Source organism: Pseudomonas sp. AP19 (assembly GCF_001728855.1).
GTDB lineage: Bacteria > Pseudomonadota > Gammaproteobacteria > Pseudomonadales > Pseudomonadaceae > Aquipseudomonas > Aquipseudomonas fluorescens.
Genome location: NZ_LXJP01000080.1, coordinates 1 through 24,522, shown reverse-complemented (window position 1 = coordinate 24,522; position 24,522 = coordinate 1). Strand labels below are relative to the sequence as shown.

General features: G+C 55.3%; 25 protein-coding genes and 4 pseudogenes. 23 read left to right on the top strand and 6 right to left on the bottom strand.

Going from position 1 to position 24,522, the window contains the following annotated elements:
* Positions 1-625 (top strand): annotated as a pseudogene (locus A7D21_RS31535) (arsenic resistance protein); the annotation flags it as partial.
* 38 nt (positions 626-663) lie between these two features.
* On the opposite strand, the pseudogene A7D21_RS34885 reads toward A7D21_RS31535, so the two are convergent.
* From A7D21_RS34885 to A7D21_RS34880, 5 genes and pseudogenes are all read right to left on the bottom strand, one after another.
* Positions 664-885: pseudogene (locus A7D21_RS34885) on the bottom strand (transposase domain-containing protein); the annotation flags it as partial.
* Positions 886-989: 104 nt separating this feature from the next.
* Positions 990-2,651 carry a group II intron reverse transcriptase/maturase gene (gene ltrA / locus A7D21_RS31530; RefSeq protein WP_069553594.1) on the bottom strand — a complete coding sequence of 554 codons (1,662 nt, stop codon included), beginning with the start codon at positions 2,649-2,651 and terminating at the stop codon, positions 990-992.
* Positions 2,652-3,229: 578 nt separating this feature from the next.
* Positions 3,230-4,537, bottom strand: a pseudogene (locus A7D21_RS31525) (IS66 family transposase); the annotation flags it as partial.
* A 61-nt stretch (positions 4,538-4,598) separates the two neighbouring features.
* A complete protein-coding gene (tnpB, locus tag A7D21_RS31520; protein WP_024073357.1) occupies positions 4,599-4,934 on the bottom strand; it encodes an IS66 family insertion sequence element accessory protein TnpB in 336 nt (111 codons plus the stop codon).
* Positions 4,931-5,263, bottom strand: a complete 333-nt coding sequence (locus A7D21_RS34880) for a transposase (RefSeq protein ID WP_073844970.1) — start codon at positions 5,261-5,263, stop codon at positions 4,931-4,933. The genes tnpB and A7D21_RS34880 overlap by 4 nt, the downstream gene beginning before the upstream one ends.
* Before the next feature lie 191 nt (positions 5,264-5,454).
* Here A7D21_RS34880 and A7D21_RS36760 point away from each other — a divergent pair.
* The 22 genes and pseudogenes from A7D21_RS36760 to A7D21_RS31425 all read left to right on the top strand — a co-directional run.
* Positions 5,455-5,686 (top strand): annotated as a pseudogene (locus A7D21_RS36760) (DEAD/DEAH box helicase); the annotation flags it as partial.
* A 159-nt stretch (positions 5,687-5,845) separates the two neighbouring features.
* Positions 5,846-6,562 carry a hypothetical protein gene (locus tag A7D21_RS31515; RefSeq protein ID WP_024073356.1) on the top strand — a complete coding sequence of 239 codons (717 nt, stop codon included), beginning with the start codon at positions 5,846-5,848 and terminating at the stop codon, positions 6,560-6,562.
* Positions 6,563-6,602: 40 nt separating this feature from the next.
* The gene (locus A7D21_RS31510) at positions 6,603-7,355 is read left to right on the top strand and encodes a TIGR03759 family integrating conjugative element protein (protein ID WP_024073355.1); all 753 of its coding nucleotides are present in this window, start codon (positions 6,603-6,605) and stop codon (positions 7,353-7,355) included.
* Positions 7,340-7,897 (top strand): lytic transglycosylase, encoded by a 558-nt coding sequence (locus A7D21_RS31505; RefSeq protein WP_008437382.1) that lies wholly within the window; start codon positions 7,340-7,342, stop codon positions 7,895-7,897. Before A7D21_RS31510 ends, A7D21_RS31505 begins: the two co-directional genes overlap by 16 nt.
* A complete protein-coding gene (locus A7D21_RS31500; protein WP_008437383.1) occupies positions 7,894-8,397 on the top strand; it encodes an integrating conjugative element protein in 504 nt (167 codons plus the stop codon). Before A7D21_RS31505 ends, A7D21_RS31500 begins: the two co-directional genes overlap by 4 nt.
* A gap of 7 nt (positions 8,398-8,404) precedes the next feature.
* A complete protein-coding gene (locus tag A7D21_RS35980; protein WP_024073354.1) occupies positions 8,405-8,689 on the top strand; it encodes a hypothetical protein in 285 nt (94 codons plus the stop codon).
* Positions 8,649-9,059 carry a hypothetical protein gene (locus A7D21_RS31495; protein ID WP_008437384.1) on the top strand — a complete coding sequence of 137 codons (411 nt, stop codon included), beginning with the start codon at positions 8,649-8,651 and terminating at the stop codon, positions 9,057-9,059. The genes A7D21_RS35980 and A7D21_RS31495 overlap by 41 nt, the downstream gene beginning before the upstream one ends.
* Before the next feature lie 3 nt (positions 9,060-9,062).
* Entirely contained in the window at positions 9,063-11,279 is a 2,217-nt protein-coding gene (gene traD / locus A7D21_RS31490) for a type IV conjugative transfer system coupling protein TraD (protein ID WP_024073353.1), read from the top strand.
* A gap of 18 nt (positions 11,280-11,297) precedes the next feature.
* Entirely contained in the window at positions 11,298-12,053 is a 756-nt protein-coding gene (locus tag A7D21_RS31485) for a TIGR03747 family integrating conjugative element membrane protein (protein WP_008437388.1), read from the top strand.
* 9 nt (positions 12,054-12,062) lie between these two features.
* Positions 12,063-13,541, top strand: coding sequence for a UvrD-helicase domain-containing protein (locus A7D21_RS31480; RefSeq protein WP_008437391.1), 1,479 nt, complete (start codon positions 12,063-12,065; stop codon positions 13,539-13,541).
* A 75-nt stretch (positions 13,542-13,616) separates the two neighbouring features.
* Complete coding sequence (locus A7D21_RS31475) at positions 13,617-13,928, top strand: hypothetical protein (protein ID WP_008437393.1); 312 nt, start codon at positions 13,617-13,619, stop codon at positions 13,926-13,928.
* A gap of 157 nt (positions 13,929-14,085) precedes the next feature.
* Positions 14,086-14,394 (top strand): RAQPRD family integrative conjugative element protein, encoded by a 309-nt coding sequence (locus A7D21_RS34870; RefSeq protein WP_178110642.1) that lies wholly within the window; start codon positions 14,086-14,088, stop codon positions 14,392-14,394.
* Positions 14,391-14,630 (top strand): TIGR03758 family integrating conjugative element protein, encoded by a 240-nt coding sequence (locus A7D21_RS31470; protein WP_008437400.1) that lies wholly within the window; start codon positions 14,391-14,393, stop codon positions 14,628-14,630. The genes A7D21_RS34870 and A7D21_RS31470 overlap by 4 nt, the downstream gene beginning before the upstream one ends.
* A gap of 18 nt (positions 14,631-14,648) precedes the next feature.
* Positions 14,649-14,987, top strand: a complete 339-nt coding sequence (locus A7D21_RS31465; protein ID WP_008437401.1) for a TIGR03745 family integrating conjugative element membrane protein — start codon at positions 14,649-14,651, stop codon at positions 14,985-14,987.
* 13 nt (positions 14,988-15,000) lie between these two features.
* On the top strand, positions 15,001-15,381 hold the full coding sequence (locus A7D21_RS31460; protein ID WP_008437403.1) for a TIGR03750 family conjugal transfer protein: 381 nt from the start codon (positions 15,001-15,003) through the stop codon (positions 15,379-15,381).
* Complete coding sequence (locus A7D21_RS31455) at positions 15,378-16,031, top strand: PFL_4703 family integrating conjugative element protein (protein ID WP_020302977.1); 654 nt, start codon at positions 15,378-15,380, stop codon at positions 16,029-16,031. Before A7D21_RS31460 ends, A7D21_RS31455 begins: the two co-directional genes overlap by 4 nt.
* On the top strand, positions 16,031-16,933 hold the full coding sequence (locus A7D21_RS31450; RefSeq protein ID WP_008437410.1) for a TIGR03749 family integrating conjugative element protein: 903 nt from the start codon (positions 16,031-16,033) through the stop codon (positions 16,931-16,933). Before A7D21_RS31455 ends, A7D21_RS31450 begins: the two co-directional genes overlap by 1 nt.
* Positions 16,923-18,413: a TIGR03752 family integrating conjugative element protein gene (locus tag A7D21_RS31445; protein WP_024073352.1), complete on the top strand. Its 1,491-nt coding sequence runs from the start codon at positions 16,923-16,925 to the stop codon at positions 18,411-18,413. Before A7D21_RS31450 ends, A7D21_RS31445 begins: the two co-directional genes overlap by 11 nt.
* Positions 18,391-18,819 (top strand): TIGR03751 family conjugal transfer lipoprotein, encoded by a 429-nt coding sequence (locus tag A7D21_RS31440; protein ID WP_008437412.1) that lies wholly within the window; start codon positions 18,391-18,393, stop codon positions 18,817-18,819. Before A7D21_RS31445 ends, A7D21_RS31440 begins: the two co-directional genes overlap by 23 nt.
* Complete coding sequence (locus A7D21_RS31435; protein ID WP_024073351.1) at positions 18,819-21,782, top strand: conjugative transfer ATPase; 2,964 nt, start codon at positions 18,819-18,821, stop codon at positions 21,780-21,782. The genes A7D21_RS31440 and A7D21_RS31435 overlap by 1 nt, the downstream gene beginning before the upstream one ends.
* Positions 21,779-22,075: a hypothetical protein gene (locus A7D21_RS31430; RefSeq protein ID WP_008437414.1), complete on the top strand. Its 297-nt coding sequence runs from the start codon at positions 21,779-21,781 to the stop codon at positions 22,073-22,075. The genes A7D21_RS31435 and A7D21_RS31430 overlap by 4 nt, the downstream gene beginning before the upstream one ends.
* Complete coding sequence (locus A7D21_RS31425; RefSeq protein WP_008437415.1) at positions 22,072-22,755, top strand: DsbA family protein; 684 nt, start codon at positions 22,072-22,074, stop codon at positions 22,753-22,755. Before A7D21_RS31430 ends, A7D21_RS31425 begins: the two co-directional genes overlap by 4 nt.
* A 105-nt stretch (positions 22,756-22,860) precedes the next feature.
* Here A7D21_RS31425 and A7D21_RS31420 read toward each other — a convergent pair.
* On the bottom strand, positions 22,861-24,522 hold a 1,662-nt coding region (locus tag A7D21_RS31420; RefSeq protein WP_141718303.1), incomplete at its 5' end, for an efflux RND transporter permease subunit.

The window sequence follows — 24,522 nt, the reverse complement described above, 5'->3', positions numbered from 1 at the left end:
TGTTGTGTTTACCCATATCGGTAAGGGCGACTCCAAACTGACTCTGGCGGCAACACCATTACTACTCGTGCTTCAGCTTGTGCTACTACCCCTCTATCTAGCCTTCATGGTGAGTGATGACTCGGCGGTGGTTATATCGGTCGGCCCATTTGTTGAGGCCTTCGTAGTGCTGATCGCTTTACCCTTGGTCTTGGCAGTAGCAACAGCTGCCGGGGCAAAGGGGTCACGCATCGTTGAGGGCTGGAACAATGTATGGGCTTGGATGCCTGTGCCAGCTATGGCGGCTGTATTGGTCGTAGTGATCGGCTCTCAGATTTCAACGGTGGTCAGAGACATGGACAAGCTGCTGCCTGTTATTCCCGTCTACATTGGTTTCATGCTCTTGGCACCCGTGGTGGGTGCGCTGGTGGCTCGGGCGTTTAAGTTACCGGCTAGCACGGCAAGATCTGTCGCTTTCAGCAGTTCGACACGAAACTCATTGGTAGTTCTACCATTGGCATTGGCCTTGCCCGAGGAAATCAGAGGGCTCGCTGCGGCAGCAGTGATTACTCAAACGCTGATTGAGTTGGTCAGCGAACTAATTTACATCCGAGCAATTCCTGCTTTGGTGTGGCGCAAAATGTAGATGCCAGGGAAGACATAAGCACAAAACACCCTGCGCGATTAAACAGGTGCCCACCTGTGCGGCAGCAGCTTGTTAATCTCACTCGCGCGCCGCGTCGGCAGGCGCGTGAGAACATCCTTTAGATAGGCGTACGGATCATGGCCATTCAGCCGCGCTGACTGGATCAAGCTCATGATCGCCGCAGCCCGTTTTCCGCTGCGTAGCGACCCGGCGAAGAGCCAGTTCTTGCGCCCAAGAGCCCATGGCCGGATCTGGTTGTCGGGTAGTCAGACGCGGTTGCCCGCGTCCAACCCCCTAAGAACCGTGCATGCGAGTTTCCCAGCACACGGCTCAAGCCTCTGCTAAGGCGCCATTGGGCACCCGGTTATACATCGTCGACATTGGCAAATTGCACATCTCGTGGGCAACGCAGGTGGTAAATCTCAAGATTAGCCGCAGCGTCCGTCCCGCCATGACCTAGCTTCACAATATGGCGACTGTGCCACGGTGTGTCTTTGGTCACCGGCTTGAAGCAGGCGCAGCACCTGCCGCCCTGTTGCACCCATACCCGATACAGCTTGGCTCGACCTTTAACGGAAGTGAGCATCTTCTTGCCCCAGCGGGACTCGAAGTACTCATCCCATGCAGGGTCGTGAGGGTTGGCAGCAGCCTTAATCTTGATATGTCGCACAATCGGTGTGTCTGAGGCGTCTACTAGCGTGTACTGACGCTTCCGACCATCGGCGGATTTTTCAGTACACGAGAACACCCAACGGCGCGCCCCTTGTACTTTGAAATACCGATCCTTCACCCATCGGCGTGTCTTGCGAGGGTGGCGACGTACCGCCCATCGCCAGAGCATTTCCCACACTGCGCTGTCCACCTGGTTGAAGACCTTCTTGGCGACGACATGACTGTGATAGTTCGCCCAGCCCCGTAGAACCGGGTTGAGCAAACCTATCAAGTTAGCCTGTCGTATCGTTTTGTTGGTCTTGATCAACTCTCGCAGCTTGGCAAGTAGAGCCCCGATGTTCGCCTTGGACGGCTTGATCAGGAGCTTGCCGTTGTACTTGCGCAGGTTCCATCCGAGGAAGTCGAACCCGTCCCCTATGTGCGTTATCTTGGTTTTTTCCGGAGAGAGGACAAGTCCACGCTCTGCCAGAAATTCAACCACGGCGGGCCTGACTTCATTCTCCAGCCATTCTTTCGAACAACCAGTGATGATGAAATCATCTGCATAACGCACCACGCGCATTTTTCGGGCTGTCCACTTCGCGTTGGGAAATCTCTTCGCCAGCATCGCTTCCAACCCATCCAGCGTCATGTTCGCCAACCCCGGGGATATGATGCCTCCCTGCGGGGTTCCGGCGTGGCTGGGGAATAGCTGCTTTTGGTAGACATAACCAGCCCGGAGCCATTTCTGCAAAATCGCCTTGTCCATGGGAATGTTGGCGATCAACCAGTCATGGCTGATATTGTCGAAACAGCCTTGAATGTCGCCCTCTAACACCCATTCCGCGTTTGCTTTTCGTGACAGCACACCAAAGCACTGTGCGACGGCATCCGCAGTTGAGCGTTCCGGCCTGAACCCATAAGAGTTCGGGTCGCCGGTAGTTTCCGCTATCGGTTCCAGAGCCAGCAGATGAAGCGCCTGCATGGCCCGGCATTTCATCGCGGGAATTCCAAGAGGTCTCGTTTTGCCGTTTTTCTTCGGAATAAGCACTCTCCGAAGCGGGAGCGGCGAGTAACCTCGCCGCGTCAACGACTCTATCGCGCCGAGCTTGGCCCTAGGCGTATTCCAAGTAACCTTGTCCACGCCGGGGGTATTTTTGCCTTTGTTTTCAGACACCCGTTTCACAGCAAATGCCTTGCCACTGAACGAGTGAGTCAGCAGCCATTGCAGGGCTTTCACCTTGTTATGTCTGCCATCTTGTACAGCCTTCACAATACGCGCTTGCAGCCCTCTGACACGACGTTGTACGGCGATCCAATCGATGCTGTCCCACGACGTGCCGGAAGGTGCACACTCCAATGCTGCTGCGTTCATTTGCTCTCCTTCCGTTGAAAGGGTTCTACCTACTCTCGTGTGAAGAGAGACCATGAGGACGTCTGCCCGCTTTCGCGTGAAGTGATGTTTCAACCTCTATCCAACCCATTACAGGACGGCGTTCGCTTTTTCCTCGTTCCTTCGCCCGCACCGCCATGGGCAATTTTTACAAACGGCTTTCCCTGACGGGAGCGATACGGGATTTCCACGTTCCGCTTACTGAAGTGCGTCGGGTTAGGTGCCTGCTATCGACCGGGAGGCATGTGGGTCACGAATGCGTAGTAGAAAGACGCAGTTCCCACCTCCATTACCATTTTGGTTCGAGCGTGTAAGCCATTTCCGCTCGCTTAATTTAACGATCGTTGCGCAGATTCACGTGTGTTCACCATACCAACTATCTAGCACTTGTCCGGCCATGGCTGCCAGAAGGGTACGCCTCTCACGATTGGTACCCCGCACCTTGCGGCGCCTCGTAACATTGTCGAAGGCGCTCTTGATTCAGCCTTCTAGATTCACCCGGTGACACGGGTGGTTCCCACCAAGGGGGAACAACTTCATTAAGCGACTTCGTGTCGCACCTCCGCCCAATTATTATCAATGGGAACCGCCCCGTCATCGAGGTAGCGCGACAGCGCTGCCCAGCGTTTAAGGCTGTAATCGAGCGCTCTGCTGATGGCCGAACCTTCGGGCACAAGATCACGCTGCGCGTTCATCCAGGCATGCAGCCTATCCTTCACCGGTACGGCTTTTTCTTGCCGTATTCGGCGCCGTAAATCCGGCTCCAGGTCTCTGACTTCTCTTTCGATTTCGTACAACAACTGGATATAGCGCAGGGCTTGCTCGGCGAGCGTGCTTTTATTCGTAGCGTGCAGTTCAAAGAACTTGCGCCGTGCATGGGCCATGCAGCCGATCTCGGTCACGCCGAGTTCAAAGCTGGCCTTGTAGCCGCCAAAATCGTCGCAGACCAACTTGCCATTCCAGTCCTGAAGGAAGTCGCGAGCATGCTCTCCGGCGCGACTGGGGCTGAAGTCATAAACCACCGCTGCCACATCCGAGAACTGGCTGGTAGCGTAGGACCACACATAGGAGCGGTGGGTTTTCTTTGTTCCCGGCATGAGCATCTGCACCGGTGTTTCATCTGCGTGGATGATTTGTTGCCCAAGCACTACTTCGCGCAGCGCATCGACCAGCGGCTGCAACTGAACTCCGGTCACGCCAACCCATTGAGCCAAGGTTGAACGTGGAATCGCCAAGCCCGCTCGACCTAAGATCGATTCCTGACGGTAAAGCGGCAGATGGTCAGCAAACTTGGCGATCATGACGTGTGCGAGCAGGCCCGAAGTCGGGATGCCCTTATCAATGACCTGCGGCGGAACCGGTGCCTGGATCAGCGTTTCGCAGTTATCGCAGACCCACTTGCCACGGACATGGCGTTCGACGGTGAACACGCCGGGCGTGTAGTCCAGCTTCTCGCTAACGTCCTCACCGATGCGCTTCAGGGCGCAGCCGCATGGGCGGTGAGTGTTGTCCGGTTCGTGATGGATCAACGTTCGCGGAAATTCTGCCGGCAATGCCGTGCGCTTGGGCCTTAGCTTTTCCTCGGTCGCCTCTGGTGCTATTTGCAACGCCTGAAGCTCGGCCTCAATCGCCGCGATATCAGTATCGATCAGGTCATCTAGCAGGCTGGCCTGTTCAGGATTCATCTGCTCGCTGCGCTTGGCAAACTTCAAACGCTTGAGCTGGGCGATCTCGTGGGTCTGTTTCTCAATGACTGTTTGATCACGGTTGATTTTCTTGCCCATAGTGTCGACTTGCGAGAGCAACTGCGCTGCGAGGACGCGCAGTTGATTGGGAGACAGTTGGTCGAGATTGGGCGAAGAAGTCATACGCCGGACTTTGCCAGAGCGGGCGTTTCGCGACGATAGACCGATAGGCTAATGGCTGCCGTTAAAGCAGTGTGATCGAGCCTCCAGAACCTGCGCGTTGCCATGGCAGCCCCAGCAACAACGTTTGAAGTTGCTCGGCATCCAGTTCCATCTCAGGACCATGGCGGATGCCAGGCCAGTGGAACTTGCCTTGGTTTAACCGGCGCGCCGCCAGCCATATTCCGAAGCCGTCATGCACCAGCACTTTCATGCGATTGGCGCGGCGGTTGGCGAACAGATAAGCGCAGTGCGGCTGCGCCGCACCGAACACCGCGATCACCTTGGCTAGCGCCGTTTCGGTGCCTGCGCGCATGGCCATCGGTTCGGTGGCGAGCCAGATGGAGTCGATGTGAATCATCGCAGAATATCTCGAAGAAAAGTCGCGCAGGCGGCAGCACTTTCAGTGGGCCAGTCCACTTTGATGATGGCGCGCGGGTGCTGTATTTCAACGCAGATATTCGATGATGCTGGATGGGAGTTCGCCCCCGCCAGCGGCATGGCTAACGGAATAAATGCAGGTGGGTGTGCCGGAATTTTCTGCGTTTGCAGCCGAATCCATTTGTGGACGAGGTTTGCGTTGAGGCTATGGCCGAGCGCGACGCTGGCAATCGAAGCGCCTGGTTGGGCGCACTCTTGAATGATCTGGGCTTTGAAGGATTTGGAATAGGAACGGCGTGTTGGCTGCATGAAATACCCGCTTGAAAGGCTAGAATTGGTGTCCACTTAATTTAAATGCACACCATGTCTTCGCTTTGCAGAGCTGGGTAGATGACCTGGCCGGACGGTTACCCACTTTATTCTGACTCCGCAGATCATTATCACGGGTTTTTAAGACTTTACTCCGCGCAGTGGGGCTACGGTATATGACTTTACCCAACACCTTGCAACAGGCATTTCGACGGTGATGGCGGATTGGGCAAAAGCAGCCAGTGAGGGTGTTTTTTTGGCTATGCCGGCAGCTCTCAGATTACTTGCCTGCAGTTGATGGCCAAGAAAATCGCCGTGATTCAAAGCACGTCGGGAGATGTGCCAGATTCTGGTCTCGACTCGCTGAACCAAGATGGTGATTCAGTTGAAATGACACTTGCAAGGCAGCTCATTGCTTCATAGTTTGACGGCCACCTTCGGGTGGCCATTTTTTTATAACGATCCCAATTTACCAGCGGCCAACTCGACACTTCAAAAACCATGCGTCCTGGAAAACCTATTTCCTGATGCACCTAAGAGACTGGTTTGAGAGGGTGTATTCGCTTTTGCGCGAGGACGCCCATGAACCTACCACGCCCTACTCGAACCACAGCGATACTCAGTCTGTGCCTTGCATTATTGGCAGGCATTCTGTGTTATGAGCATCATCAACTCTCCCAACTCCGCACTAGCTTGGCTGCGACTGCAGACAAAGAGTCGCTCGATGCGTTGTTGACGCGGCTTGGCAAAGTCGATGAGCGACTGGGCACGGTAGCCGGCAACCACCTGGTGACCAACGAGGACTTCCGAGCCGGGCAGCAGGCTTTATCGAATCGAATTGATGCCGCACAAGCGTATGCAAAGCAAGCGACGGAGTCAGCGCAAGAAATCTCTCAAAATGCTGCGTCTGCTGGTGAATTGCTAGTCCTCAAAGCCAGCGTCGAAACACTCGATAGCCGTCTTCAAGAACTCAGTCAGTCACGCATCAAACAAACCACTGCTGTGCCCCTCAAGCCCAAGCCTAAGCCCGTTGCCCGCCAACCAAAGCGGCCAAAACCGCCCGCTACCGCCACTGTCACACCGCAAACACCCCCTTTTACCGTTGTCGGTATCGAGTATCGCGGCGGTGAACGCTTTTTGTCCGTAGCACCGCCTGGCAGCACGCAGTTGAATCAAATTTACCTTATCCGACCTGGTGACGCTGTGGCGGGCACCGCCTGGCGACTCAACGCGCTGGACGGAAGATCCGCACGCTTTGACGTGGCCGGAACACCTCAAACCGTAACCGTCGCGCAATAGGACCTCCTTTATGCACTCCCCTACCACTTCCTCGAAAACAATGAAGCCCAGGAACATTTTGGGTTTCATTGCAGGCTTGGCCACCTTCGCGTTTGCATACGGCTGTCATGCGGCTTCGGGGCAATCAACGTCGATCTCGAACACTCAGAACAGTGAAGTTCACAACTCTTCTCAAGGAGCAAGTCAGACAGAACTCGCCCGCGAGTGGGGATTGACCCCCCAAGAATGGTCCCGTTTTCAAACTGTGATGGAGGGTCCTCGCGGAATCTATTCGCCAGGCCTGGATCCTCTGACAGCACTTGGCATCGAAGCGAAGTCGGAGGAGGAGCGGCGACGCTATGCAGAGCTGCAGGTGCGAGCCGAGCGACAGCGTATCGATAAGGAACTGGCGTACCAAAGGGCCTATGACCAAGCCTTCGCACGTCTTTACCCCAATGAAAAAGTCATCCAACTATCGTCCAACCCTGCATCTGCTCCTGGCTCGGGAGCGTTAACTGCTGTGAAAGGCACTGGACGACTAGCCGTTTTTGTTCAAGACAGTTGCAACGCATGTATTGACCGCGTCAAAGACTTACAAAACCAGAAACAGTCCTTTGATCTGTACTTCGTTGGTAGTCAAGGTGATGACGAAATAATTCGCCGCTGGGCCATCTTGGCTGGAGTCGAACCGGCCAGCGTGAGAAGCCGACAGATCACATTGAATCACGATGCCGGTCGATGGCTTGGCCTTGGACTCGGCGGTGAGCTGCCGGCCGTGGTACGCGAGGTGAATGGACAATGGCAGCGTCTGTAATTCGCGCGGCTTTAACGGGGGGGCTACTGCTCACCGCGGCATTTGCTAACGGTGCCGAGGTTCCGCCACCGGCCTATCAGTTGATTGCCCTGCCTGCCGGCGTTCCGTCCGAGGTGCTGTACTCCGTTGCACTGCAAGAGAGTGGCACCCGACTTCGCGGCCAGATCGTCCCCTGGCCCTGGACGTTGAATGTCGCCGGCGCCGGATATCGCTTTGCGACACGCAGCGATGCTTGCAGAGCGTTGATGATCGCCCTTCAGACCGCAGGCCCAAATAGAGTCGACGTCGGGCTTGGACAAACCAACATCGGTGCCAACGGCCACCGTTATAGCTATCCCTGCGAAGGGCTGGATCCGTACAAAAACCTCTCGGTTACGGCCCAGATCCTGGCTGAGCAAAAAGCCAAAGGAGGCGACTGGATCACCGCTGCTGGTCGGTACCACCGCCCTGCCGGAGGCGAACCCGCTGCCCGATACCGACGAGCTTTTGCCAAACACCTCAGCCGGGTCACCGGTATCAACCTGATGGCGAATAATCCATGAATAGATTGCTGCATCTGCCTGTTTTGCTGTCTTTGGCCTCCCCCATGGCAGTGCATGCCACCTCGCTGATTGTTGTTGAAGACCGAGGGGGTGTTTCCGCTCTGCCCTACTACCAGTACTTGGCTCCAGAACCTACTGAGCAGTCAGCACAGTCAGAGAATATTGGTGTGCGTGGGCAAGGCTCGTTTCCAGTGCGCTCTGACCAACTGACACCCGGGCAGGTACAGGGCCGGGTAATCAATGCACCTGGCCTGCAACCATTGTTTCTTGTAGGCGACGATGAAAGCTCCAGAAAGTGGTTATCACAGCGCCGCGATCAGTTACAGCAACTGCAGGCAGTGGGCCTTGTGGTTAACGTGGCCAGCGCCGAGCGGTTTGCCGAAATCCAACGATGGGCAGGAAATCTACAGTTGGTCCCGGCTCCATCAAATGATCTGGCACAGCGCTTGGGAGTCCAGCATTACCCGCTGTTGATCACTGCCACAACGATCCAGCAGTAACCAGGGTATGGCCTCTCTTACGCACATCACCTTGGTCATCAAGCAACCAGATGACCCACGAGCAGGCCAACTGCTTTTTGAACAGGTCACCTATGTCGCCAAGCTCTATGGCGGCACCGTCATCGCCCGCGTACCTGGTGACGAGGTGGAGCTATGTCAGCGGCTAAAAGAACGACTGCCCGAGGCAGTTGAGCAAGCGAGGCAAGAGTTGGCCAATTCATCATCACGCATGAAAGGAGGATCCCGGCCCCATGAAGCTGACCAAGAAGCAACGCTGCGAGCTTCACGCTAAATTCGCGGGCCATTGCGCATACTGCGGTGTGCTGTTGGGTGACCGGTGGCATGCGGACCACATGGAAGCAGTATGGCGAGAACCAGAGAGGGTGGACGGCAAGTACTCCGGTGCCATCATTTTGGGGCGGCCAGAGAACCACGCCATCAGCAACATGATGCCCGCGTGCGTGCCGTGTAATTTGAGCAAGGCAGCGATGCCACTAGAAGTCTGGCGAGAGCGCATTGCTGGACACGTCAACTCCCTTAACAGCTACCACCCCATATACCGCCTGGCCAAGTCCTATGGGCTGATCGCTGAGACAGGCAAGCCAGTCGTTTTCCATTTCGAAACAGTGGGGCCATTGTCCCCTTTCACTCATAGGAAGTGATCCATGACCACCTCCTACACCATTGAGTCGTTACTACGCCCTGCTGTTGAGCTGTACACAGTTTGCGTATGTGCCGCTGCGGCGTTGCTCTGTATTTTCGCGCCCTGGGCGGTTGCTCTGACGCCTTTATTCGGCATGGTTGCCGGTACAGGCTTTCTGGGTCTAGGGTTCGTCCGCCTCAAACAAGCGTTGGTAGTGCTGCGTTACCGGCGCAATATTCGGCGCCTACCCCACTACACCATGACCAGCAAAGACATGCCGGTCAGCAATGAGCGGCTATTCATCGGTAAAGGCTTTCGCTGGACCCAAAAACATACTCAGCGGTTGATGGAGACTTACCTCCCAAAGTACGCCGAGTATGTCGAGCCCACGTCTATCTATACCTTTGCTCGCAGAATTGAGGAGCGTCTGGAGTTCGCACCCTTTCCACTCAAATTGCTGTCAAAGGCTACCTCGTGGGATGTGCCATTTAACCCGGCGCGTCCACTTCCTCCAGTCGGGGGGCTACCGCGCTTACACGGTATAGAGCCGAACGAAGCGGATGTCAGCCTGCCACTGGGTGAGCGGGTTGGACACTCCCTTGTATTGGGGACTACTCGTGTTGGAAAAACCCGCTTGGCAGAGTTGTTTATCACCCAAGACATCAGGCGTACCCGCCGTAGCCCCCGGCGCCGCGTTCATATGGGGCGCCGCGTGCAACCCGTTCATCGAAGCCAGCGCAATGTAGAAATGGACCTGGACCGCGAAGTGGTGATTGTCTTCGATCCTAAAGGCGACGCAGACCTCCTGAAGCGCATGTACATCGAATGCAAGCGCGCAAACCGACTGGAGGAATTCTACGTGTTCCACCTAGGCTGGCCCGATCACTCCGCTCGCTACAACGCCGTCGGCCGGTTTGGTCGGATCTCGGAGGTTGCCACCCGCATTGCCGGCCAACTTTCGGGGGAAGGCAATTCCGCGGCATTCCGGGAATTCGCCTGGCGTTTCGTCAACATCATCGCGCGCGCCCTCGTGGCACTGGGACGTCGGCCGGACTATGAACAGATCCTCAAGCATGTGACAAACATTGACGCGCTGTTTATTGAGTATGCGCAGAAGCACTTTGCTGAAAATGATCCCAAAGCCTGGCAAACCATCGTTGAGCTGGAAGGAAAGATCGATCGTAAGAACCTCAGTTTCGCCATGAAGGATCGACCGCTACGCGTGGTGGCCCTGGACATGTACCTCACTCAGCAACGCATCTCCGACCCAGTGATGGAGGGTCTGCGATCAGCCGTACGCTATGACAAAACCTATTTCGACAAGATCGTGGCCAGCCTTCTGCCATTGCTGGAAAAACTGACCACAGGCCGGATTGCAGAGCTGCTATCTCCCGACTACATGGATCTTGAGGACCCACGACCAATCTTTGACTGGATGCAGATCATCCGCAAACGGGCAGTGGTCTATGTCGGCCTGGACGCTTTATCTGATACAGAGGTAGCTGCAGCGGTGGGCAACTCGATGTTCAGCGACCTGGTGTCAGTTGCGGGTCACATCTATAAGTTTGGCATCGATGATGGCTTGCCCGGGGCCACCGGCGGCAAGGTAGCAATTAACGTACATGCGGACGAATTCAACGAACTGATGGGCGATGAATTCATACCGATGATCAACAAAGGCGGTGGTGCCGGCATGCAGGTCACGGCCTATACCCAAACCATGAGCGATATTGAGGCAAAAATCGGTAACCGGGCTAAAGCTGGCCAAGTCATCGGTAACTTCAACAACCTGTTCATGTTACGTGTACGTGAGACTGCAACCGCCGAGCTGCTGACCAACCAGTTGCCAAAGGTCCAGGTGTTTACCAGTACACCAGCAAGCAGTGCAAACGACGCTATTAACGGCAACACCGCTTTCACCTCTAACACTCACGATCAGATCCAAAGTGTCAGCGTACCGATGATCGAACCGGCGCATGTGGTTGCCCTACCCAAGGGGCAATGCTTTGCCCTGATAGAGGGCGGGAATTTGTGGAAGATTCGTATGCCGTTGCCGGCAAGCGATCCCGATGAAGTGATGCCCAAGGATCTTCAGGCCTTGGTTGAGGGCATGCGTAAAGGATCCGGAACCAGCAGCGACTGGTGGCAAGCACCGGGATATGACGCACTAAGTGAGTCGCTTCCTGATGACTTGGTAGACGACTTCCGCCAGATGGCCAATAACGGAAAAGCCGCATAGGCTTGAAGGAACAGAGCCATGGCCGATATCGCGGAAAAAGCCCAGCAACAGCAGGAAGGTCAAAAAAACTTCCTGGGCATGCTGTTCTCTACCCCTTTTCATTTCTTGGGGGTGATGTTCGGCTCCTTGCTCGGCGCCATCGTCGTTGAATGGCTTTGCATGTACACGTTCTGGCCGGATGCCGGCTGGAAACATGCTCAGCAGATGTTCCAACATGAACTGGGCTGGCTGTCCCAGGATCTGCTGCACAGCGTTGTCATCAAAGAACCGGGGCGTACGGCAACCTGGCTGGCACAAACGGTCTATGACTGGCTGATGGTGAAAACCGGCATGCAGGACAATATAAATGCACTGACACAGTACGCTCGCTCAACATCACCACAACAAACGGGAACCTTGAACCTTCGCTACGAACTCGGTCGGGCGATGATCAAATTCCAGGACTATGGCTTAGCCGCGTTATACACAGTCCTGACCTTCTGTGTGCGAATGGTCATTCTGACGTTGACGATTCCGCTGTTCGCACTGGCGGCGTTCACTGGCTTGGTCGATGGCCTGGTGCGGCGTGATCTACGAAAATTCGGCTCCGGCCGCGAGTCAAGTTACCTGTATCACAAAGCCCGGGGGACGATCATTCCGCTGACCATCGTGCCCTGGACGGTCTACCTGGCCATCCCCATCAGCATCAGCCCCCTTTTGATTCTGTTGCCCTGCGCCGTGCTGTTGGGTGTGTCCGTTTACATCACCGTTTCAAGCTTCAAAAAATACCTTTAGGAGCTGCCCATGCAGTGGACACAAGAACAGCAGCCCATCATCCATTCCACGGCTGACAAGCTACTGGTTCAGGCTTTTGCCGGTACCGGCAAAACCACCACACTGGTGGGCTACGCCACACAACACGCCTCGGTGAAAATGCTCTACCTCTGCTACAACAAATCCGTCGAGCTCGCTGCCAGGGGCCGCTTTCCACGCAGAAACGTGGTGTGTAAGACGGCGCATGGCCTCGCATATGCAGTCTATGGCAGTCAGTACGCCACCAAGCAGACCAATAACTTACGCCTGACGGACATCGCAAGGGCCATCAACACCCAGGACTGGGAGCTCGTGCGGGATGTCCTCAGCACGCTTAACAACTTCATGGCCAGCGCCGATGACGAGTTGGGCCGTGTGCATTTTCCCAGATTCCAGGGGCAACGAATGCTCACAAGTGCCCAGGAACGTTTCCTGAACAATGCTTTAAACGTGGCTAAAACCATCTGGAACCGGATGATCGATCTGCAGGACACAGCAATGTCGATCACCCATGACGCTTACTTGAAGCTGTATCAGCTAAGCAAGCCCGACCTGAGCGAACGATTTAACGCCATTCTGCTCGACGAAGGTCAAGACGTGAACCCAGTTATTGCCGACATAGTAAAAATACAACGGGTCCGCAAGGTGGCAGTCGGCGATCCCCACCAGCAGATCTATCGCTTCCGCGGCGCAGAAGATGCGCTCAACAGCGACTGGATGGCCGACGCCGAACGTCACTACCTGACCCAAAGCTTTCGCTTCGGCCCTGCCGTCGCGCATGTGGCCAACATCATTCTTTTTTACAAGGGTGAGACACGAAAGCTGCAGGGGTTAGGTTGCAATACCCTGGTTAAACGGGCTCTGCCTGAAGAGCTACCGCATCGCACGTTTATCCATCGTACCGTGACCGGCGTCATCGAGAACGCCCTGCAGCTGGTCGCAAGCAACCCCAAGATTTTCTGGGTCGGCGGTATCGACAGCTACTCGCTACGCGATCTGGAAGATTTATACCTATTCAGCCGCAACCGTAACCATGAGGTGCAGAACCGCAGGCTGTTGAGAGATTACCGGGACTTTTCACAGTACGTGGAAATAGCCGAGGTAAGCCAGGATACGGAGATGTTGCGATCGATCAAGATCATTACAGCCTATCCGGACCTGCCCCAGCGGATCCAAACCCTACGTTCCCGCTCTGTAGATAACGAGCTCGACGCCACCGTGACACTCACGACTGGGCACAAGGCCAAGGGGCTGGAGTGGGACTTTGTCAGCCTGTATGACGACTTTAGCGCTGATCCGCTTTCACCCGATATCGATCAAGGTCGTAAAGATGACGAGTTGAATTTGCTGTACGTGGCGGTGACGCGAGGGATGAAGATCCTAGCGTTGAACTCAATGGTGCTTTCTATCATGCAGCGCTATGTCGATGCTCGGACCTCTGCACTCCAACCTCAGAAATCACGCGCTTAGCAACAAACTATTTCAGATTGCTGGCACGCGCTTATTATTGAAACCCTGGTAGCTCTGCACATTGAGGACGTCGGCATGGGCCGTCAGAAATTTGAATACCACACTGAGTTCTCTCCCTTTCAGTACGTTGTCAGAACCAAAAAGCTCTTCATGTTCAAGTCCGAAGAGCCCACCACTGAACCCGACACCCAGGGTTTTCTGGAAGATTCTGAACGTCAAAACCGCCTTGCTCAATTAGGCAGCGAAGGCTGGGAGCTGGTCAGCGTGCAGCCCGTGGTCAAAGGAGAAGTCAAGGTTGGCAATCAAAACGCCCAAGGCTGGGCTTACGGATTCGCCTTGCCCATCGGGTATCTGCTGTTCTTCAAACGCCCTATCCACTGTGATTGATGGTGTCAGTACCGTCAGAAGAAATCCTTACAGTCCTGAATATGGTTTTCTTGCGGCGACCATAGCTTGATCACGGCAAGCTGACGGCATCAGGAATGACTAGAGCCCAGCCGTGATCCAGTACCCGCGTCTCACTGCACTCACTTGCCGACTTGCCTTGCCAGGCCTCATCGCACTTTTTGGATGCGGCCTGCCTGTCTCTCATGCGACCGCTGCTTCAGCCTCCGAACAGGCCAACCTGGACGTGATGATCCGCCAGTTGAATGCCTTAGAGGACACCGCACGTCGTAGCGCTCAAGTGGCCGACGAACCTGGCAAGCGTTACTTCTTCGATTACCAGCGTCTAGCAGGTGATATCGCTCGAATTCGTCATGGGTTGGAGGGCTATCTAACCCCAACCCGAGCCCAGCCTCGTGATCCTGTTGAGCTGTCAGGCCAATACACGACCGAAGGACGCAAGCCATGAGCATGAGCGGCGCTCAGGCTGCTGCGTTTCAAGCGGCAGGAGGATTTCCTGCCTCGACGAGCTACCTGTTTTTCGTCGGCGTCGCTGTAGCCATCATCTTTATGTGGGGCGCCTGGGCTATCTGGAGCTGCTACCGAGGATGGGCCACTGGCAACCTTGATCGAACGATTGCCTCGACCTCGCTCGTCCGCATCCTACTGCTTTGCATGATCCTCACCACATTTGTTCTTAGTTGACCCTATGGGAGATACACCATGACTTCATTCTTAAAACCGGGCCGCATGCTGATCGGGTTGCTTGCTCTCCCCCAACTGGCCATGGCGGCTCTTCCGCAGTCTCAGCCTCCTACCCGGGGGGAAGGCTCTAACCTGATGCAAACCATGCAGAACTACGCCTTTGACGGTTTTACTTTGCTTGGCCTCATCATCTGCGCAGTCATTTTCAGTGGCGTTGCTTGGCATGCCTTCGGCACCTACCACGAAATTCAACTTGGCAAGAAAAAATGGGGAGATCTGGGGGCGACAGCCGCCGTTGGCGTCGCCATCCTCGGTGTCGCCATTTTTCTGGTCACCAAGGCTTCAAATATTCTTTAAAAGAGCCGTGGCCATGACAGAACTCTCAGACGATGGGACCCTGATTTTCCTCCCTGTGCGATTGAACAATCAGCCAGTCATCATGGGCGGCCTTACCGCTGACGAAATGTGGGCCACCTTGGCGTTGAGCACCGGCGCAGGGCTGGTTATCGGTATTCCGGCCGCGATATTGACCCAGATTTGGGCACTTATCATCGGCGCCGCCATGCTCTGTGCTGTCCTAGGGCTGTTTCTTGCCAGTCGTTTCTTGCGTCGGTGGAAACGCGGCCGACCTGATACATGGCTATACCGCCAGATGCAATTGAACATCGCGCGGTTCTTTCCTACCTGGAATAAAGCCCTGCTGATTACTCGTACAGGTGCGTGGACCTGTCATCGAACGGAGGTTCAATGACTTACCGTAAAAAAGTAGACGCCCAACTGGCCCACATTAACAGCCTGCGCATGGTCATTGGTTTTCTCATTGCCCTGGGTCTGTACATGGCTTATGGCTGGCAGAGCGCACCGCGTGACCTAACTGTTCATGTACCTCCAGATCTACGTTCAGGTAGCACCCGTAAGTGGTGGGATATTCCACCGGAGTCGGTATACGCCTTCGGTCTGTACATTTTTCAGCAGATGAACCGTTGGCCCGTTGACGGTGAAACCGACTACGAGGACAACATTACCCGCTTGGAAAGCTACCTGACTCCCAGCTGCAAAGCCTACTTGCAGAAAGATTTCGAGCTACGCCGCAATAGCGGGGAACTGCGCAAACGTGAGCGGGGTGTATTTGAAATTCCAGGCAGAGGCATCGACGATAAGTCTGAGCAACATATTGAACAGCACAGCATCAATGACTGGACCGTCAACCTGGACATCACCGCTGACGAGCACTACGGCGGGGAGCGCGTAAAGCGGGCATTTGCTCGCTATCCGTTAAGAATTATCCGATTCGACGTCGATCCCGAAAAAAACCCATTCGGCTTGGCCTGGGACTGTTATAGCAGTAATCCACAACGCATCGAAGTCTCCGCAGAAACGACCAGAGCAGGAGGCAAATGATGACACGCCGCCTACTGATCATCGGGCTCGTAGCCCTTCACTTCTGCGGGTTGGCCAACGCCGTCGAAATCCTGCGCTGGGATCGTATCCCTATAGCACTGCCCTTGATCGTGGGTCAGGAGCGTATTGTCTTTGTGGACCAAAACGTACGGGTGGGTCTGCCTCGTAACCTCGTCGACAAACTGCGCGTGCAGAGCACCGGTGGTGCCCTCTACCTGTTGGCGAAAGAGCCGATTGAACCGACTCGCTTACAGCTGCAGAACATGAACTCCGGTGAGATCATGCTCGTGGATATCATCGCAACGGTAGGGAAACCAAATCAGGTCGCATCCGAGCCGGCTAAAATTGTAGCCGGGGACAGTCCCGCCCCGCGTTACGGCCAAGTCAACGCCAAACCTACAAGCAACCATTCAACTTCTTCCACGGCCCAAGCCAGCGCTCAAGCCGAGGAGGATGAGGACGCGCCGAAACCGCGTCGTGAGACCCCTCTTCCGGTGGTCATGACGCGCTATGCCGCACAGATGCTTTACGCGCCCCTACGCACCGTTGAGCCCGTGGAGGGGATTGCTCAGATCAATCTGAAGCGCGGTTTGGACCTCACCACCCTAATGCCGATATTGCCGGTCGAAGCCTCTGCGTTGGGGTCGTGGCGGTTAGACGAGTATTGGGTCACGGCGGTGAAGCTACGTAACACAAGCGCCCAAAACCTCACATTGGATCCGCGTGACCTGATGGGTGACTTTGTCACCGCGACTTTTCAGCATCCCTACCTTGGCGCCAAAGGTGATTCCAGCGACACCTCGACGGTCTACTTGGTGACCCGTGGTCATGGTCTAGCCGAATCGTTATTGCCGGCCGCCATCAGCCAGATCGATCCGAAGGGAGGCCGTCGTGAAGAGTAATCCACTTGTTAAATACCTGGTCATACCGTTCGCGATCCTGGCGATATACGTAGTGGTCAAATTATTCAATCGCGAAAGTGCCGACCAACAGGTTCATGCGCCGGAAACGGTTGTACTTAGTACGAAGGAGGCTAAAAAGCTTGGGGTTGACGGAGATACACCCAGCGACACATTGCGCACCATTGTCGTGGAAAGCAGACAACTCAAGGACCAAGTCTCCAATGCTTTGAAGAACAATGACGAACTAAAGCAACAGAACATCGAGCTGCAAAAACGCCTGCAGAACATCGACCTCAACGTCGATAACAAACTGCAGAACGTTCAGCAAACGATGAAGCAGGAGGCGCAACAACAGAGCCAAACCCTCTTGGACACACTGCAGCAGCAGTACAATACCCTGAGCAGCAAATCGGGCAGTGGCAATGAGTCTGGATCTGATTTGCCGATCGGCTTCGGCGTTCAGCCAGGTGACGGTCAAGGCTTCAAAGGCGGACCTGGCGCGGACGTTGTTTGGATAGAGCCGCAGGACGCAACGCCGGTCGATGTCAACGGCAAGCCCATCGCTGCAGGGACAAATCAAACGGCAAGCGGCTTCAACTTCCCGACCTCTTTTGGCGAGTCCGTGGACCGAGGACAAAATGCACTGCGCACGGGCGCTCAAAGTGTTGCGAATGAAATCTCGCCACAGGAGGCCCGCAAACAGGTGCGCAAGGTCTACACCTTGCCGCAGAACTCGACATTGATGGGTTCGGTGGCCATGTCCGCGCTGATCGGCCGGGTGCCCATTGACGGCACTGTCAACGACCCCTACCCGTTCAAGGTATTGATCGGGCCGGACAATCTCACGGCCAACGGCATCGACTTGCCCGACGTCGCCGGCGCGGTGGCCAGCGGAACGGCTTCCGGCGATTGGACCCTGTCTTGCGTACGCGGTCAGATCAAAAGCCTGACGTTCGTCTTCAATGACGGCACTGTGCGCACGCTGCCACAACCTCAGGAAGAAACGAATAGCAGTCAAAATAGTAACAATCAGAACAATGGCAACCAAACCACCATTCAGGGTGGCCTGGGCTGGATAAGCGATGCCTATGGCATTCCTTGTATCAGTGGCGACCGCAAAAGCAACGCCTCGCAATACATTGGCTCGCAGGTACTGATTACCGCCGCCGGCGCAGGTGCTGCCTCCCTCATCAAGTCAGATGGAAACAGCGGCTCTTTTATAAACCCTCAGTCCGGGACCATCGGTTCTGTCGGCGGCTCGGGCAGTGAAGCCATGGGCAAAATTATTGGCCAGGGCGTCAATGACGTCTCCAGCTGGGTCAACAAACTCTACGGGCAAGCCTTCGCAGCGGTGTATGTACAACCCGGGGCAAAGATAGCTGTGCACCTGGACCAGCAACTGACCATCGATTACGAACTCAATGGCCGCAAGGTCAACTATCGCTCAGGAGCCCGTCATGTTTCGACTGCGCTTGACTAATCATGGCTTAAAACTAGGTGCATACCTGGCCATCGCCCTACTCGCCTCGGCCTGTTCCACCAACAAAGACGAATTGCTCCCCCATGGGGACCGCACAATGATGGACGTTTGGGATCAAGGCTCCAGCGGCTCAAGCAGCTCGAGCAGCCGCCAATTGCTCGATGCACGCCAAGATCTTCGTCGGCCTCTGGAGACGAGGGAAACAGACAACACCATGTTCACACGTACCGCACAAAACGAGATCTACAGCCAATTTAAACGCCTACCCAATCCCGACCTGGTGATGTACGTCTTTCCTCATTTAGCGGGTTCAGACCCGGCACCGATCCCAGGCTACACCACGGTGTTTCCGCTGTATCAGCGGGTGCAATACGCCATGCCTGGCGAACGCACGGAGGCATATTGATGGGTTTTTTTGAACGATTCAAAACGCGACGGGCGACAGAGCGTGTGGAACCTGGCGTAACACCAGGTTCGCCGTTATCTGACGATGTGCAGGGACCAGCAACCGAGACGTTTGAGGCTGCTACAGAGCGTTACTACGAACGCCTTGCTGCCATGGGTATTCCCTCGCCGAGCGATTGGCGTAACCCAAAGAAAAAGCCAGCCACAACCGCTGATGCTGACCGTCTATACCACGTCAACCCCTCCTTCGTAGACCTACTGCCGTGGGTAGATTACCTGCCTGCAGAAAAAGCCATGCTATTGGAAGACGGCGTGTCTCGTGCTGCCTTTTTTGAGCTGACACCGATTGGTACTGAAGGTCGGGATCCCGAATGGTTACGCAAGGCCCGCGACGCCCTGGAAAACGCCCTCCAGGACTCCTTCGACGAGCTTGAAACCTCACCCTGGGTGGTTCAGCTCTATGCCCAGGACGAAACCAGCTGGGACGATTACCTTCAGCAACTGCATGACTACGTTCAACCACGCGCACAAGGCAGTGCATTCACCGAGCTTTATTTGAAGCTGATGAAGCAACACCTGGAATCCATCTCCAAACCAGGCGGGCTGTTTGAAGACACCAAGGTCAGCCAACTGCCCTGGAGGGGCCAACAGCGCCGCGTCCGTGTTGTTGTCTACCGCCGTACCCAAGGCGCGCAAGCGGATGTGCGAGGCCAGGCACCAGGTCCTTACCTGAAAATCATCTGCGATCGCTTGGTGGGCGGCTTGGCGAACGCCGGCATTAAAACCCATCGCATGGATGGCCACGCCATTCGCCATTGGCTGATTCATTGGTTCAATCCACGTCCCGATCATCTTGGCCCTGCCGATGCAGATATTCGCCGCTTCTACGAATTGGTGTGCAAGCAAGCACCTGGTGCTGCAGAGGGCGAGCTGCCGCTCGCCAGCGGCACTGACTTCTCGCAAAACCTGTTTTATCGCGAACCACTGTCAGATATAGAGAAAGGTCTGTGGTATTTCGACGGCCTTCCCCATCAGGTGGTGATGCTTGACCGCTTGAGGGATGCTCCCAAGACCGGGCACTTAACCGGTGAAACCCGAAAGGGCGGTGATGCGCTCAACGCACTGTTCGACAAAATGCCAGAGGACACCATTCTCTGTATCACTCTCGTGATCACCCCGCAGGACATTCTCGAAGGGCATCTGGAACAGCTTTCACGCAAGGCAGTTGGAGACACTCAGGCCTCGATCCTGACACGCGAAGACGTCGCCACCGCCCGTCAGTTGCTCGGGCGCAAGCACAAGCTGTACAGAGGTAGCGTAGCGTTTTACCTGCGGGGTAAAGATGATGCCCAGCTGCACGAACGCAGTTTGCAACTCAGCAGCGCATTGCTGGGTGCGGGCATGGAGCCGGTGGAACCTCGGGATGAAGTGGCACCGCTGAACTCCTACCTTAGATGGCTACCCGGCAACTTCGACCCCAATGCGCGCAAAGCACTGGAGTGGTACGCACAACTGATGTTCGCCCAACACATTGCGAACCTGGCCCCCGTCTGGGGTAGGTCGACCGGAACCGGGCACCCGGGTATTACCCTGTTTAACCGTGGGGGAGCGCCGATAACCTTCGACCCGCTGAACAAGCTGGACCGGCAGATGAACGCGCATTTGTTCATTTTCGGGCCTACGGGTTCAGGTAAATCGGCCAGCGCGACAAACATCCTTAGCCAAATCATCGCCATCTATCGGCCACGTCTATTCATTGTGGAGGCTGGCAACAGCTTCGGCTTACTCGGTGATTTCGCCAAAAAGTTGGGTTTGACGGTAAACCGGGTTCGACTTGCACCTGGATCGGGTGTCAGCCTCGCGCCATTCGCTGATGCCGTGAAGCTCATCGAACCCAGCCAAAACGTGAAGATTATCCAAGCTGATGATCTTGAGGCGTCGGACGAACATCTGACTAGCCAGACCGAGGATGAACAACGCGACATCCTGGGCGAGATGGAAATTGCGGCCAGGCTGATGATCACCGGTGGTGAAGAAAAAGAGGATGCCCGTCTTACTCGTGCCGACCGTAGCGCCATCCGCCAATGCATACTGAATGCAGCGAAAAAATGCGTGACGGAGCAACGTATCGTTCTGCCGGAAGATATCCGTGAAGCGCTGCGAGAAATGGGACTCGAGCCCGGTATTCCAGACGCCCGAAGCTCACGATTCTTGGAGATGGCGGAAGCCTTGTCCATGTTCTGTATGGGCACCGAAGGCGACATGTTCAACCGTCCTGGCACCCCATGGCCAGAAGCGGACATTACCATTGTCGACCTTGCCACCTATGCGCGAGAAGGCTATAGCGCACAGATGGCCATCGCTTATATTTCCCTGCTCAACACGGTCAACAACATTGCCGAGCGTGACCAGTTTAAAGGCCGTCCGCTGATCTGCTTCACCGACGAAGGCCACATCCAGTTGAAGGTCCCACTCCTATCCCCCTACTCCGTCAAGATTACCAAAATGTGGCGAAAGCTCGGCGCCTGGTTCTGGATGGCCACCCAGAACGTTGACGACGTGCCGCCAGAGGCCTCAGCCCTGCTCAACATGATCGAGTGGTGGATGTGCTTAAACATGCCGCCTGATGAGGTGGAGAAGATCGCGCGGTTTCGTGAACTGACTCCTGCACAGAAGTCGATGATGCTGTCAGCGCGTAAAGAAAGCGGCAAATTCACCGAGGGCGTCGTGTTGTCCAAAAGCATGGAAATGTTATTCCGGGCGGTACCACCGAGTTTGTATCTGGCCCTGGCCATGACCGAGCCGGAAGAGAAAAAGCAACGCTTCGACATCATGCAAGCCAAAGGCTGCAGCGAGCTGGATGCGGCCATTGAAGTTGCTGCAACGCTTGACCGCTATCGCGGTATCGAACCTCACATCATTACTTTCCCCGAGCAAGTCACGGCCTTGGAGCGCCAAGCATGAGAGCATTGAATTCCCTGACCCAGAACCTTATAGAAAGTCTGACCCAGCTGCTTGAACAACCGGGTGAAGACGCCCTTCAAACCCTTGAGGTGTGTGCCCCCGTTTTGATAGAGCAACTGCAACAGGTTTTGGTTCGTGCGGTGGATCGTCGTGACATCGAGTCCCAACTTCACGCGGTGTTAGCCAATTGGCTGCTACAGCACCCACAACCCGAGAATGCTGAGAACGCTCTTCTTGAGGCCCTTCGTAAACAAGCGCTGCTTTCATCGAAGCCAGCAGAGGCTCGGGCATGATAGGCCTTCGCAAATATTGGTTGATGCTGGGGTGCGTTTTGGCAGGCACATCGATGGCCTGCTTAGCCCTCACTCGAAGTGAGATACCATCCCCGCACAACACAGGCCCGTGGTTGTTTGGTCCTTCCAAAGCACGCTGGACTGTGACTGAGTTCGCGGATCTGGAGTGCCCCTACTGCAAGACGTACACACCTGCGTTGAAAACCTGGATACAGCAGCAGAAGGATGTAAACCTGCAGTGGCATCATCTGCCACTGGATGTGCACGGTCCGACCGCATTACACGAAGCCAAGCTCGCTGAATGTGCGGGGGCGCTTGGTGGCGCACCTGCCTTCTGGCAAGCCATTGACCAGATTTTTGACCGGACCCGTAGCAACGGTGAGGGTTTCAATGGGCATCTGAACGTCGTTGATGTTACTTACCAGGACTTATTGTCCTGTGCAGCTACCGACAAAGTGATCGCCCGGCATGTTGGCCAACAGGTCGAGGAGGCCCTCAAAGCGGGCATTACGGCAACTCCTACTGTGATAATTAAAGACAACACGACTGGCAGCTCCGTAAAGCTTGAGGGACCAGCTGACGGGGTATTGTTATTATCAGCTCGTGATTGGCTGGCTCAAAAAAAGAGCTGCGACGCTCTGCAAAAGTCGAACGTTAAATCACTTAGCCATTGTCATTAAATGAGCTTGCATTCCATTCATACATTTTCATGCCCGGCATGTCCTACGCGTGGGCCGAAAGAGACAGCGCAAATACGGTGTTTGCAACTGCAATCAGGGTCAGTTTCATACGACTTTTTCTTGAGGATTGATGGGCTCAACTGAGAGGTGCCGGCGACGCATCAGTCGATAGGCTGCCGGAATGACAAACAGCGACAGCAAGGGCGCGGTAATCATGCCTCCAACCATGGGTGCCGCAATTCGGCTCATCACCTCGCTGCCGGTCCCGCTGCCCAGCAAAATGGGTAACAAGCCAGCAATGATGACAGCCACAGTCATGGCTTTGGGCCGAACGCGCTGGACAGCGCCTTCACGAATCGCGGCCATCAGCCCGTGCTCGGTCCTATCGCCGAGGTCTTCACGCTCAGCCCAGGCGTTCTTCAGATAAAGCAGCATAATTACGCCAAATTCGGCAGAAACACCGGCCAAAGCGATAAAGCCGACACCAGTGGCGACCGACAGGTTGAATCCCAATAGATAGAGAAACCATACCCCACCAGTCAGTGCGAATGGCAGAGTGGCCATGATCAGCAAGGCCTCATCGAAGCGAGCAAAGGTTAAATAAAGCAGCACGAAGATGATCAACAGCGTGGCAGGCACCACCAGCTTGAGTCGTGCGTTGGCCCTTTCGAGAAATTCGAACTGTCCTGCGTAGCTCAGGCTCATACCAGGCTGCAACTTAACCTGCTCGCTGACGACCCGTCGTAGATCGGCGACTACCGAAGCAATATCCCGTCCCCGCACGTCGATATACACCCAGCCTGAAGGTCGGGCGTTCTCACTCTTAAGCATCGGCGGACCATCGCTGACCTTGATCTTCGCAACGGTGCCAAGAGTGATCTGGCTGCCTAGAGGGGTATAGATAGGTAACTGCTCCAGAGCGCCGAGTGAATCCCGCCACTCACGAGGGTAACGTACGTTAATTGGGAAACGAGCCAACCCTTCAATCGTCTCCCCGACGTTTTCACCGCCGATTGCGCCGGCCACGATCGATTGCACATCGGCAATATTTAACCCATAGCGGGCCGCAGCTTTACGATCGATATCCACATCAATATAGCGGCCACCGGTCAGTCGTTCGGCCAACGCTGAACTCACACCTGAGACATCCTTGGCAACACGTTCGATGGCTTGGGTGACGGCATCGATCTCCGTCAGGTTGGTACCGGCAACCTTCACACCAATAGGGCTTTTTATGCCAGTGGCCAGCATGTCGATGCGGTTACGAATCGGCGGTATCCAGATGTTGGTCAATCCTGGGACACGCACCGCTTGGTCTAGCTCCTCAACGAGCTTTTCCTGGGTCATGCCTGGGCGCCACTGTTCGTGTGGTTTGAATTGGATGGTGGTTTCGAACATTTCCAAAGGTGCTGGGTCAGTCGCGGTTTCAGCGCGGCCGGCTTTGCCGAAAACGTGTTCGACCTCTGGAACTGTCTTTATCAGACGGTCAGTCTGTTGAAGCAGTTGCGCGGCCTTCTGCGCCGATAATCCAGGCAGAGCTGATGGCATATAGAGCAGGTCCCCTTCGTCCAGCGGGGGAAGAAACTCACCACCCAGACGAGAGATCGGCCACAACGCGCTGACAAAGACTAGCAACGCAACCAGCAGCGTTATTTTAGGTCGATGTAATACGGCGTCCAGAGCGGGTTCGTAGATCCGGATCAACCAGCGATTTAGCGGATTCTGCTGCTCATTGGGAATTCGTCCACGAATCCAATACCCCATCAA

Bases quoted from the DNA above. Each gene is read 5' to 3' on its own strand.
- A7D21_RS31430 (WP_008437414.1), top strand. From the start codon at position 21,779: ATGAGAGCATTGAATTCCCTGACCCAGAACCTTATAGAAAGTCTGACC.
- A7D21_RS31440 (WP_008437412.1), top strand. From the start codon at position 18,391: ATGTTTCGACTGCGCTTGACTAATCATGGCTTAAAACTAGGTGCATAC.
- A7D21_RS31450 (WP_008437410.1), top strand. From the start codon at position 16,031: ATGACACGCCGCCTACTGATCATCGGGCTCGTAGCCCTTCACTTCTGC.
- A7D21_RS31470 (WP_008437400.1), top strand. From the start codon at position 14,391: ATGAGCATGAGCGGCGCTCAGGCTGCTGCGTTTCAAGCGGCAGGAGGA.
- A7D21_RS31480 (WP_008437391.1), top strand. From the start codon at position 12,063: ATGCAGTGGACACAAGAACAGCAGCCCATCATCCATTCCACGGCTGAC.
- A7D21_RS31435 (WP_024073351.1), top strand. From the start codon at position 18,819: ATGGGTTTTTTTGAACGATTCAAAACGCGACGGGCGACAGAGCGTGTG.
- A7D21_RS31425 (WP_008437415.1), top strand. From the start codon at position 22,072: ATGATAGGCCTTCGCAAATATTGGTTGATGCTGGGGTGCGTTTTGGCA.
- traD (WP_024073353.1), top strand. From the start codon at position 9,063: ATGACCACCTCCTACACCATTGAGTCGTTACTACGCCCTGCTGTTGAG.
- A7D21_RS35980 (WP_024073354.1), top strand. From the start codon at position 8,405: ATGGCCTCTCTTACGCACATCACCTTGGTCATCAAGCAACCAGATGAC.
- A7D21_RS31475 (WP_008437393.1), top strand. From the start codon at position 13,617: ATGGGCCGTCAGAAATTTGAATACCACACTGAGTTCTCTCCCTTTCAG.
- A7D21_RS31510 (WP_024073355.1), top strand. From the start codon at position 6,603: ATGAAGCCCAGGAACATTTTGGGTTTCATTGCAGGCTTGGCCACCTTC.
- A7D21_RS31455 (WP_020302977.1), top strand. From the start codon at position 15,378: ATGACTTACCGTAAAAAAGTAGACGCCCAACTGGCCCACATTAACAGC.
- A7D21_RS31465 (WP_008437401.1), top strand. From the start codon at position 14,649: ATGACTTCATTCTTAAAACCGGGCCGCATGCTGATCGGGTTGCTTGCT.
- tnpB (WP_024073357.1), bottom strand. From the start codon at position 4,934: ATGATTCACATCGACTCCATCTGGCTCGCCACCGAACCGATGGCCATG.
- A7D21_RS31515 (WP_024073356.1), top strand. From the start codon at position 5,846: ATGAACCTACCACGCCCTACTCGAACCACAGCGATACTCAGTCTGTGC.
- A7D21_RS31460 (WP_008437403.1), top strand. From the start codon at position 15,001: ATGACAGAACTCTCAGACGATGGGACCCTGATTTTCCTCCCTGTGCGA.
- A7D21_RS31485 (WP_008437388.1), top strand. From the start codon at position 11,298: ATGGCCGATATCGCGGAAAAAGCCCAGCAACAGCAGGAAGGTCAAAAA.
- A7D21_RS31495 (WP_008437384.1), top strand. From the start codon at position 8,649: ATGAAGCTGACCAAGAAGCAACGCTGCGAGCTTCACGCTAAATTCGCG.
- A7D21_RS34880 (WP_073844970.1), bottom strand. From the start codon at position 5,263: ATGCAGCCAACACGCCGTTCCTATTCCAAATCCTTCAAAGCCCAGATC.
- A7D21_RS31500 (WP_008437383.1), top strand. From the start codon at position 7,894: ATGAATAGATTGCTGCATCTGCCTGTTTTGCTGTCTTTGGCCTCCCCC.
- ltrA (WP_069553594.1), bottom strand. From the start codon at position 2,651: ATGAACGCAGCAGCATTGGAGTGTGCACCTTCCGGCACGTCGTGGGAC.
- A7D21_RS31505 (WP_008437382.1), top strand. From the start codon at position 7,340: ATGGCAGCGTCTGTAATTCGCGCGGCTTTAACGGGGGGGCTACTGCTC.